12 protein-coding genes (1 of these 12 cut by a window edge) are annotated in these 10,363 nt (G+C 63.2%); 3 read left to right on the top strand and 9 right to left on the bottom strand.

Features of this window, described 5'->3' with window-relative positions:
- A protein-coding gene (locus IMX18_RS03360) for an MBL fold metallo-hydrolase (protein ID WP_217190067.1) crosses the window boundary here: on the bottom strand, positions 1-20 show its start. The gene continues 1,072 nt to the left of window position 1, outside the view; only the first 20 of its 1,092 coding nucleotides appear in the window; its start codon is at positions 18-20; the stop codon falls past the left edge of the window.
- Between the two features lie 130 nt (positions 21-150).
- Between IMX18_RS03360 and IMX18_RS03355 the strand changes: the two genes are divergently transcribed.
- Complete coding sequence (locus tag IMX18_RS03355) at positions 151-1,224, top strand: diguanylate cyclase (RefSeq protein ID WP_217190068.1); 1,074 nt, start codon at positions 151-153, stop codon at positions 1,222-1,224.
- 51 nt (positions 1,225-1,275) lie between these two features.
- Entirely contained in the window at positions 1,276-3,861 is a 2,586-nt protein-coding gene (locus IMX18_RS03350) for a bifunctional diguanylate cyclase/phosphodiesterase (protein WP_015271518.1), read from the top strand.
- A gap of 42 nt (positions 3,862-3,903) precedes the next feature.
- On the opposite strand, the gene IMX18_RS03345 is transcribed toward IMX18_RS03350, so the two are convergent.
- Positions 3,904-4,233 (bottom strand): DUF2025 family protein, encoded by a 330-nt coding sequence (locus IMX18_RS03345; RefSeq protein WP_015271519.1) that lies wholly within the window; start codon positions 4,231-4,233, stop codon positions 3,904-3,906.
- A 123-nt stretch (positions 4,234-4,356) separates the two neighbouring features.
- Positions 4,357-5,265: a LysR family transcriptional regulator gene (locus tag IMX18_RS03340; RefSeq protein ID WP_217190069.1), complete on the bottom strand. Its 909-nt coding sequence runs from the start codon at positions 5,263-5,265 to the stop codon at positions 4,357-4,359.
- Between the two features lie 112 nt (positions 5,266-5,377).
- Here IMX18_RS03340 and IMX18_RS03335 point away from each other — a divergent pair, with 112 nt between their 5' ends.
- Positions 5,378-6,136, top strand: a complete 759-nt coding sequence (locus tag IMX18_RS03335; RefSeq protein ID WP_015271521.1) for an SDR family NAD(P)-dependent oxidoreductase — start codon at positions 5,378-5,380, stop codon at positions 6,134-6,136.
- Between the two features lie 39 nt (positions 6,137-6,175).
- Here IMX18_RS03335 and IMX18_RS03330 read toward each other — a convergent pair whose 3' ends face one another.
- The 6 genes from IMX18_RS03330 to IMX18_RS03310 all read right to left on the bottom strand — a co-directional run bounded on the left by IMX18_RS03330 (position 6,176) and on the right by IMX18_RS03310 (position 10,322).
- The gene (locus tag IMX18_RS03330; RefSeq protein WP_015271522.1) at positions 6,176-7,045 is read right to left on the bottom strand and encodes an efflux RND transporter periplasmic adaptor subunit; all 870 of its coding nucleotides are present in this window, start codon (positions 7,043-7,045) and stop codon (positions 6,176-6,178) included.
- A gap of 12 nt (positions 7,046-7,057) precedes the next feature.
- Complete coding sequence (locus IMX18_RS03325; protein WP_013973910.1) at positions 7,058-7,264, bottom strand: DUF1656 domain-containing protein; 207 nt, start codon at positions 7,262-7,264, stop codon at positions 7,058-7,060.
- Positions 7,251-9,239: an FUSC family protein gene (locus tag IMX18_RS03320; RefSeq protein ID WP_217190070.1), complete on the bottom strand. Its 1,989-nt coding sequence runs from the start codon at positions 9,237-9,239 to the stop codon at positions 7,251-7,253. The genes IMX18_RS03325 and IMX18_RS03320 overlap by 14 nt, the downstream gene beginning before the upstream one ends.
- A gap of 272 nt (positions 9,240-9,511) precedes the next feature.
- A complete protein-coding gene (gene ccoM, locus IMX18_RS28190) occupies positions 9,512-9,628 on the bottom strand; it encodes a cytochrome c oxidase subunit CcoM (protein ID WP_003254862.1) in 117 nt (38 codons plus the stop codon).
- Positions 9,629-9,763: 135 nt separating this feature from the next.
- Positions 9,764-9,925 (bottom strand): hypothetical protein, encoded by a 162-nt coding sequence (locus tag IMX18_RS03315; protein WP_003258944.1) that lies wholly within the window; start codon positions 9,923-9,925, stop codon positions 9,764-9,766.
- A gap of 67 nt (positions 9,926-9,992) precedes the next feature.
- Positions 9,993-10,322, bottom strand: coding sequence for a hypothetical protein (locus IMX18_RS03310; protein ID WP_003258942.1), 330 nt, complete (start codon positions 10,320-10,322; stop codon positions 9,993-9,995).
- Between the last annotated feature and the right edge of the window lie 41 nt (positions 10,323-10,363).

Below are 10,363 nucleotides of genomic sequence, written 5' to 3'. Positions count from 1 at the left end.
AGCAACAGGAAAGCCTTCATGCTACCCCACAGTGATCGGATCAACCATGAATTGGCTTGTAAGGTCATTTTTCGTCGATGAAACACTGTTCAACAATATTCATGCGAGTTATGCGATAAACGGTGCTTCAGCAGAAGAACGATGATCAAGATGGATAAACGCAGCGGCAAAGGACTTTCATTCGCCAAACGCATCTACCTGCCGCGGGTCATCGGCCTGGGAATCGGCCTGTTCAGTGTCATGGCCGCCATGGCGCCGCTGTCACCGCCCATCTGGGCATGGCTGCTGGTGCTGTTCAACGGCCTGTTGTGGCCACATGTGGCCTACCTGTGGGCAGCCCGTTCGGCCACGCCCTACCAGGCAGAACAGCGCAACCTGGTTCTGGACTCCCTGATGGGTGGGTTCTGGACCGCCGCCATGCATTTCAATCCATTGCCCAGTGTGACCGTGCTTTCGATGATGACCATGAACAACGTCGCCGCCGGCGGCAAACGCATGGTCGTTCGCGGGATGCTGGCCCAGTTGGCCGGCATGCTCATCGCCACATTGTTGCTGGGCCCCGGCCTGCAACTGAATGCCACACCCCTGCAGGTCTATGCCTGCCTGCCGATGCTGACGCTCTATCCACTGGCGCTAGGCTGGGTCTGCTACCAGCTGGCGATCAAGCTGGCCGACCACAAGCGCCGACTGAGCACCCTGAGCCTCACCGACAGCCTGACCGGCCTGCTCAACCACGGTGCCTGGAAAGACCTGCTGCTGCTGAAGTTCCAGGCCTGCCAGCAGCAAAAGGGGCACGCGGTGATTGCCCTGATCGACATCGACCACTTCAAGACCATCAACGACACGTTCGGTCACGTTGTCGGCGACTGTGTGCTGCGCCAACTCGGCGCCGAGCTGCGGCACAACCTACGCGAAGGCGACCAGGCCGGGCGCTACGGCGGTGACGAATTCTGCGTAATCTTGCCGGATACCAGCGAAGCCGAAGCGTGCCTGGCCATGGAGCGCCTGCGCGAGCGGGTCGCCAGCTACCGCAACCCGCAGTTGCCGCACCTGCGCATCAGCCTGAGCATCGGCCTTTCGGCATTCGAGGCCGACCTGGCGTCACCCGAGCACTGGCTCGAACAGGCGGACAAGGCGCTGTATACCGCCAAGCATGCCGGGCGCGACCAGGTCAATTTTGCCCGCAGCGACGCTGCAACGCTCAGGCTGGCCTATCCTGATTGAACCTCCTTCCTGACTAACTGGCGGGAGGCTGCCTGAAGGAGCCGCTCGCGCATGGCCAGGACCGCCAACCCTCCACCCGCCAGCCCCACCCCGCGCTTCCAGGTGCGTCGCTTGATTGCCGGCTTCAGCGCAGTTTTCGGCCTGGCTTGCCTGGTCATCGTCGGCGCCCTGTTCAATATCGCGGGTACTCTTGACCATCAGGAGCGCCAGCGCAGCGCCTCGCAGGCATCCAAGGCGCTGGAGCAACGGTTGCTCGCATCGCGCCAATTCCTGTCCAGCTACGCCGTATGGGATGCTGCCTTCGAACACCTGGCGGGGCAGGCCGACTGGAAATGGGCCTACGAAGAAAAGAACGTGGGCGAGTCGCTGTACAGCGCCAGCGGCTATGAGGGAGTGTTCGTGGTGGAGGACGCACGCACCACCTACGCCTTGTTCAGAGGCCAGCCTACCCAGGCGGCGGCCAATACCTATATCGATGCAGCGCTGCAGCCAATCATCGACCAGGCCCGGGCGGCGGCCATCCCACGTGAACAGATCACCCGTTTCGTCCTGTTCAACGGTTGGCCGGCCGTGCTCAGTGCTGCGGCGGTGCGCCCGGACCGGGATGTTACCGAGAGCGAGGTCAGCCAGGCGCCGGTAATGCTGTTTGTCGACCAGCTCACCGAGGACAAGCTGGCGCAACTGAGCAGCGGTGCCGGCCTGACCGGCATGCACGTGGAGAAAGATGATGTGGGCGAGCACGGCCACCTGCGCATCGACCTCGGCGATACCGGCTACCACCTGTCCTGGAGCAGCCCGCTGCCAGGGCACCAGTTGCTGCGTGCTGTGTTGCCCCCGCTGTCGGGAGCCTTGCTGATACTTGGCCTGGTCATGCTCTACCTGTTCCGTCATGCCTTGCGCAGTTCGCGCGCGATCGACCTCACGCTCGCCGATCTGCAGCAGAGCAACCAGGCCCTGGAGGCCAGCGAGCAGCGTTTTCGCGCGGTGGCCGAGTCGGCATCCGACTGGATCTGGGAAACTGATCGGCAGCAACGCCTCACCTATCTGTCACAACGTTTTGTCAACGTTACCGGTTACCCGGTGGACGACTGGCTCGGCCACCCGCTCAATCAGTTACTGGCCTGCGATACCACGCCGCTCTCGCCGTGGCTGGATGCCCTGGCCGCGGCCGACCCGCAACAACTGGCCAACCTGCGCTGCACCTACCGCGACCAGAATGGCCAGAACCGCTACTGCCGGATTTCGGCCCGCGCCATCTGGTACGACGACAAGCCCGTCGGTTTCCGTGGCACCGCCAGTGACATCACCGACGAAGTCGATGCCCATGCACGCATCCAGCACCTGTCGCTGCACGACCCGCTGACCGGCCTGGCCAACCGCAACAAGCTAGCCCGCCACCTGGAACAGGCGCTGTTACGTGGGAGCGACTCGCCACCACTGACCTTGCTGCTGCTGGACCTGGACAACTTCAAGCCGATCAACGACTCTCTCGGCCATGCCGCCGGTGACGCGGTGCTGCAGGAGGTAGCGAACCGCCTGCGCGACACTACCCGCGACGGCGACCTGGTCGCGCGTTTGGGCGGCGACGAGTTCCTCCTGGTGCTCGGCGGCATGGACAACCGCAGCGAGATCGACCGTTTCTGTGCGCGCCTGATCAGCCTGCTGCAACAACCGATCATCTTCGATAACCAGCCCCTGCACGTTGGCGCCAGCATCGGAGTCGCCCAGACCCGTACCCAGGGCTTCGATGCCGGCGAGCTGATCCGCTGCGCCGATATCGCCCTGTACCAGGCCAAGGCCGACGGCAAGAGCACCTGGCGCTATTTCGCTGCCGAAATGAACCAGCAGATCCAGTACCGCCGCCAACTGGAGAACGACATGCGGCGAGCCCTGCGCAACCAGGAATTCGAGCTGCACTACCAGCCGCGCTACCGCCTCAGCGACCTGCGCATCGTCGCAGTCGAGGCCTTGCTGCGCTGGCAGCATCCGCAGGAAGGGTTGCTGGGGCCGGACACCTTCATCCCCTTGGCCGAACAGAGTGACATCATTGTCGCGCTGGGCCGCTGGGTGTTGCGCGAAGCCTGCCGCACTGCCCATGACTGGCCCGCCGATGTTCTGGTGTCTGTGAACCTGTCACCTGCGCAGTTCCAGCGCAGCGATGTGGTGGCGGATGTACGCGAGATCCTGCTGGAAACCGCTTTCCCCGCACAGCGCCTGGAGCTGGAAATTACCGAGAACGTGATGCTCAATGACATCGAAGGCGCACTGGGCACAATGCTGTCGCTCAAGGAGCTCGGCGTTCGCCTGAACATGGACGACTTCGGCACCGGCTACTCGTCGCTGGGCTACTTGCGCACCTACCCGTTCGACAGCATCAAGATCGACAAACGCTTTATCGGCGGGCTGAACAACACCGCTGGCAGCGACCGCGCCGTGGTCCAGGCCATCATCAACCTGGGCGAAGCGATGGGGCTGACGGTGACGGCCGAAGGAGTGGAAAGCGAGCAGCAGCTCAGGGCACTGCAGAAGGACCGTTGCCATGAAGTGCAAGGCTATTACCTGAGCAGGCCTCTGAACAGTGCGGGGCTCGAGGCGTTGTTGCAGCAGGCATCCCAGCGCTCGGCGCCCTACCTGTAGCGTAAGTTTGAAAGCTTGCGCAGCCCGCTCCTACAGGGATTTTCAGCACAGCTGCCGCAAGCTGCGCTCAGCCACGATTTCCGGCAGGTCGCGCCGGCGCAGGTAGGTGCGCAGCGGTTCACCGATGTTCAAACGGTCATCCACATGCTGCTCCAGCAACAGCGCCAGCCGTTCGCGGCAAAGAGCCATGCGCTGCCCTTGCTCGGGCCGCCAGACAAACTCGCTGCAGGGCGTGATGCTGGCATCGGCCACGTCCATGCCGAAAGAGTCTTCGGAAAAACGCACGATATGCACGCCGCGCTTGCCATGAAAACCGACAAAGCCCTTGAGCTGGTCGGCAGCGTTGCAGATGTCCTGTGAAGTGATGGCCATGACGTAACCTCGCAATGAAATCGGAAGATACGCACGCCAGGCGGGAAAGGGTTGCCTCTGCCGGGCAACTCGTGACTGGCAGCCTAACGCAAGCCATCACACAGGCGCCACGGTTTTCATCGATCAGCGACCACCGTCAACCTGTGAATGCAGCACCTCGCCCAACCATTGCATGAAGGCCTGCACCCGGCGTGGCACGTGCCGTTGCCGGGCATAAAGCAGTGATACGGGCATGGCCGGCGCCTGCCAGCCTTCCAGTACCGAAACCAGCTCACCGCGCTGCAGGTGCTCGGCCACGCCCACCGCCGGTACCTGGATCAGCCCCAGCCCGGCCAGGCAGGCCGCCGAGTAGGCCTCGGCATTGTTCACTGTGACCACGCCGGCCATGGCCTGGAAATGCAGTTCACCGTCCTGCAGAAATTCGAAACCGGCACTACGCCCCCCCAGAGTGCGCACGTAATGCACCAAGTGATGCTCGGCCAGGTCCTGCAGCGTGCGCGGCACGCCGTAGCGTGCAAGGTAGGCAGGGCTGGCACAGTTGCGCATGCTCAGTTGGCCGACCGGGCGCGCCACCACATCCAGGTCATGCAGGGCACCAATGCGCATCACGCAATCGAAGCCTTCACGCAGCAGGTCGACCTGGCGGTCGGTACAACTGAGCTCCACCTCCAGGCGCGGGAAGCGCTGCAGAAACTGCGGCAACGCCGGGATGATGACCCGCCGGGCCATCATTGTCGGCAGATCGACGCGCAGGCGCCCGGCCAGCTCGGCATCGTCGGCGCGGAACAAGCCCTCGATTTCGTCCATGCCCGACAGCAGGTCCTTGCTGCGCTCGTACAGCAAGACGCCATCCTGGGTCGCCTGTACCCGGCGGGTGGTGCGGTTGAACAGCTGCGTACCCAGCAAACGCTCGAGCGCCCTGACCTGCTCCGACACAGTCGAACGGGGCAGCCCCAAGCTCTCGGCAGCCAGGGTGAAACTGCTGACCTCGCAGACACGAACAAAGGTGCGCAACAACTCCAGCTTGTTCAATTCAGCCCTCGTCTATCCGGTTTTACCGAACAGTATTTCCATATTCGCTGGATTTAACAGCACCACACCGACCAATAACCTGTGCTCATCAGCCCACCATGAGGTTTTCACCATGACCCGCAAGATTGCCCTGATCACTGGCGCCAGCCGCGGCCTGGGCCGCAACACCGCAGAACACCTGGCCGCACGCGGCATCGATGTCATCGGCACTTACCACAGCAAGGCGGAGGAAGCCCATGCCGTCGCCGCCCGGCTGGAGCAGGCCGGGGTCAAGGCCATCATGCTGCAACTGGACGTCAGCGACAGCGCCAGCTTTGCCGGCTTCGCCGAATGCCTCGGCGCAACCCTGCAGCAACACTTTGGCCACGAGCGCTTCGACTTTCTGGTGAACAATGCCGGGATCGGATTGAACGTGCCATACACCGAAACCAGCGAGGCACAGTTCGACCAGTTGCTGAAAATCCAGCTGAAAGGTCCGTTCTTCCTTACCCAGCGCCTGCTGCCGTTGCTGGTCGACAATGGCCGCATCGTCAACATTTCCACTGGCCTGGCGCGCTTTGCGCTACCGGGGTATGCCGCCTATGCCGCGATGAAGGGGGCGATGGAGGTGCTGACCCGCTATCAGGCCAAGGAACTGGGAGCACGTGGGATCCGTGTGAACATTCTGGCGCCGGGGGCGATCGAGACCGATTTTGGCGGCGGCGTGGTGCGGGATAACCGACAGGTTAATGAATACATTGCCGGCAACACGGCGCTGGGGCGGGTGGGCTTGCCGGATGATATCGGGGCAGCGATTGCGCTGTTGCTGGAAGATGGCAACGGCTGGATCAACGGGCAACGGCTGGAGGTTTCGGGCGGGATGTTCCTCTGAAATCGAGGATCTGGGGCTGCTTAGCAGCCCCTTTGGCCCTCACGGCCGACTCTGCTCCTCATGCACCTGCACACTGGCCGTCATTCCCGCACTCAGGGTCACCCCCTCCGGCACCTGGTCCAGGCGAATCCTTACCGGTATCCGCTGCGCCAATCGCACCCAGTTGAAGGTCGGCTCGACCTCCGGCAGCAACTGGCTGTCGGGGTTGCTGTTGCGGTCGGTGATACCACGGCTGATGCTTTCCACATGCCCTTGCATCGGTTCGCCCGCGCCCATCAGCCAGACCTTCACCGCATCCCCCACACGAATGCGTGGCAGCTTGGTTTCCTCGAAATAGGCCTGGATATAGAAGGTTGAATCGTCCACCAGGGCCATCACCGCCTCCCCGGTGTTCACATAGTTGCCCTCGGCCAGGCGCAGGTTGGTGATATGCCCGCTGCGCGGCGCCCGCACTTCACTGCGCGCCAGGTTGATTTTGGCGACCTGCAATTGTGCCTCGGCCTCATGCAGCTCACCGCGGGCGATGGCCGCATTGATCTGGGCGTTTTCCCGCAATTCGGCACTGATCGCCTCCGGCCCAAGTGCGGTACGCCGGGCCGCTTCACGCTCGCGCAGGCGCAGTTGCTGGCTGCGGGTTTCGGTCACCGCGCTGGCTTGGTCGAAAGCAGCCTGGAAGCGTTCGCGGTCGATGCTCATCAGCAGGTCGCCGGCCTTGACCTGCTGATTGTCACGGGCCTTCAGCTCGCGCACCCAGCCGGACACATCGGGGGCGATCACCACCACATCGGCGCGCACACGGGCATCGCGGGTCCAGGGGGTGAGCATGTAGTACTGCCACAGCTGATAGCCGGCGAAGACGGCAAGGGCCACCACACACAAGGTGACCAGGGTACGTACGGCCGCACGCATCGAAACACTCCTTTATAAAGCTCCCAGCAGTCGCACTACCAGGAACAACACACAAACGAACAACGCCGCATCGAACAGCGCTTCATGCCAGATCCAGCGCCCCAACGGCGTGGCCTGCACCACCAGACGCAACACGCCGGTAAGCACCAGCGCCATCAACACATAAACCAGGAAAGGGCTGAACAGCACGCCGCCCAATTCCCACTCACGCAACCCCATGGGATTCCTCCTGCCAACGGCACCACTTGCCCCAGCTTTTTTGCAGTTGCAGCACCGCCCCTTCGGCCAACCGCAGCGGATCGCTGGAGGGTAGACGGCGCAAGGCGCCAATGAACTGTTCGCTTGCGGCATCCAGGCTCTGCCCACACCCTGGCGCCGGCCCTTTGGCCAGCACTGCCTCTACCTGCTGCAGGTATTCGCGCTCGGCCCGTCCCAACGGGGCCTGGGCGACCGCCAGGCACATGCGCAAATGCACCAGTTCGTCGCCGATATCCAGGCCGTGCAGGCCGTCGTCCCAGCGCTTGCGTTCGCTCTCGGGCAGGTCGCCGGCATGCCGCGCCAGTTGCATCAGGCGGTCGGCCATGCGCCCGCCAAACCAACTGTCGGCCCCGCGCAGGTCGCGCCGGGTCAGGCGCACCAGGTCATTCTGGGTCGCCGCGCGCAGGCGCTGGCCCAGCCAGGCCGGGTGGCGAAACACCAACAAGCGGAAGGCCATCACCGCCGCCGACACACCCACCAGCATGGCCAAGGCACTGTTGAGCATGGTGGCCACGCCGAACTGCATGGCGTTGAGCGGCGACACCAGCACGATGAAATGCAGGCAATAAGAAGTAGCCGTGGCCCCGGTCCGCGGGTGAGCCATGCCCAGCGCACCAAGAAACAGCGGCCCCCCCATGCCCAGGCAGAGCATGGCGAAGCTGCTCCATTGCGGCAGCAGAATTTGCCCGACCAGAAACGCCGCCGGTATTGCCAGGAGGATCCCTCGTAAAAAGCTCAGGCCGATCTGCGCGCCATTCTCGCGGCTGGCGAACAGGCTGCAGACCACACAGGTCAGCACCAGGCCACCCGGTGCCGAAGGCCAGGCGGTGGCCAGCCAGAAACCACTCATCACCAGAAAGGCCAGCGCACTGCGTGAGCCGAACAGCAAGGCCAGCGACCAGTCGCGGTGCGCGGCCAGGCCCTGAGACACATCCTTGGGCGCCCTGCCCGCCTCCACATCCTCCAGCGCCTGGCTGGCAGCCATGGCGTAATCCAGCAGCAGTGCCATGCGTGCCAGGCAAAAGTGCTCCGCCGGGCTGATCTGATCATCGTGGGCAGCATCCCAGATACGCTGGCGCAGAAGCAAAAGGCTCGGCTGATCGGGCTTGCCCAACAGTGCGCGCACCTCCTCCAGCCAGGGCGCCAGGCGTTCGGCCTCGCCCTCATCAAGTTGCCGCCACTGGCGGCGCACCGAACGGGAAATGCGCAGCAGCACCATCAGTTTCTGGCTCAGGCCGCGAATGGCACGAGCGCGTTGGCGCCCGCGATTGCCTTCGAACCAGGCGTGTTCGCGTTGGCTGTCGATGGCAACGATACGCCCCAGGCTCTCCAGCAGGCCTTTGCGCGCCTCGTCTTCACCGCCCAGCATGGCACTGGCGGCCTGCAGGCCGTTCTGCCAGGCCTGACGGGCCTGCCCGCCCAGTTGCTGCTCTACCCGCATGGGCCAGAGCAAGGCGCTGCTGGCGGTGGCACAGAAGATACCCAGGCAGATCTCGGTGCAGCGCGCCACGGCCTGGTCGAACACCTGCAATGGGTGATCGATGGCCGGCAGGGCAATGATCGCCGCCGTGTAGCCTGCCAACACGAAGGCATAGGCCCAGGCGCTGCGCAACTGTGTGGAGGCGGCGGTACACAGGGCCAGCCACAGGGCCAAGGTGAGCAGGAACAGACCGGGGGTCTGGGCAAACAGACCGATGAACAGCACCGACATAAATGTGCCGACCAGGGTGCCGGCCAGCCGCGCCAGGCCCTTCTGCACCACCATGCCTGACAACGGCTGGGCGACGATGAAAGCGGTCATCAGGGCCCAGGACGGTTGCTCCAGGCCCCAGCGCATCGCCAGCCACAGGGCCAGGCCGCCACCGAGCAGGGTCTTGATGGCGAACTTGAGGGCGAGGCTGCTGGGAGCGAACAGGGCCTGGAAGGTGATGGGCACGAGACGGACCTTGAGGGGATGGTCTTGTAGAAAGATAGACAATGGTGGGAAGGATAAAGCGGAAACGATTAATTAGCTAGCTAATCATCTTTATAAGAGGTGCAGATGGTCCTGTCCCGGCCCTTTCGCAGCACAAGGCTGCTCCTACAGAAACTGTGTAGGAGCAGCCTTGTGCTGCGAAAGGGCCGGGACAGGCGACACAAAAATTGCAGGCAAAAAAATGGGCGACCGAAGTCGCCCTAAATGCCTTGCGTGCTCGTGTACCCGGAAGGTCAGCGCGGTTTGCGCTTGTTCGAGTCCTTCCAGATGAAAATGCCCAGACCGGCAAAGAATGCGACCATCAACCCGACCGTTACCACTCCGGCGATAACCACGTTGTCGAAGAACATGCTGGCCTCCCCATTCGTTTGCCGTTGTCCGATGGGTGCAAGTTAACCAATGTGGAGGCGGGGAAAATTGATCGGTGTCAATGGTGCCCGGGGCCGGGCACGCGAGGCGAGTGCAGGGTTGACCTGCGTCAAGTTTCAGCGCTTCTTCGGCTTGCCCTTGGGCTTCTTTTTCTTGGCACTGTTCAACGGCAGGGCCTGCTCGAACGCATTGCGCATTTCGTTCAGGCGCTTTTCCTTGAGGTCGTGGACGCGCTTGGCGCGTTCGGCATCGAAATCGATGAGGTTGTCTTGGCTCATGGGTGGGCTCGACGATCAACTGAGACTTGCATGATGAAGCCAGGCGCTGGCGCTGACCAGCCCCATGTCAGACTTCGATGTCCACCAGCAGCCCCTGGCGTACATGCTCGCCCATCAATGGCGCTACCGGCACGGTGTTGTCGGCGTTGACCTCGTCACCCGGCATTGCACTGTAGCGTTCGTCGTCGCCCTTCTGCCGACGTTGCTGCTGGCGGCGCTGCTCGTCGCGCAGCAGCAGCGCCTGCTCCTGCGGGTCACGCTGCTGCTTGAGGTCGATGGCACTTTCACCGGATGCAGGCTGGGTCGGCACCACCGGCTTGATGTCGGGTGTCGGCTTGACCGGGTCCTGTTGCGAGGTCACCGGGGCGGCACTGAGCGGAATGATCGGTGGCAGCATGGACGTTCTCCTATGCCCCCTGTATCGGCAGGCGCGGGTTT

Source organism: Pseudomonas shirazica (assembly GCF_015168335.1).
In the GTDB taxonomy this organism is placed as follows: domain Bacteria; phylum Pseudomonadota; class Gammaproteobacteria; order Pseudomonadales; family Pseudomonadaceae; genus Aquipseudomonas; species Aquipseudomonas asiatica.
This window is presented reverse-complemented; position numbering and strand designations above follow the sequence as displayed.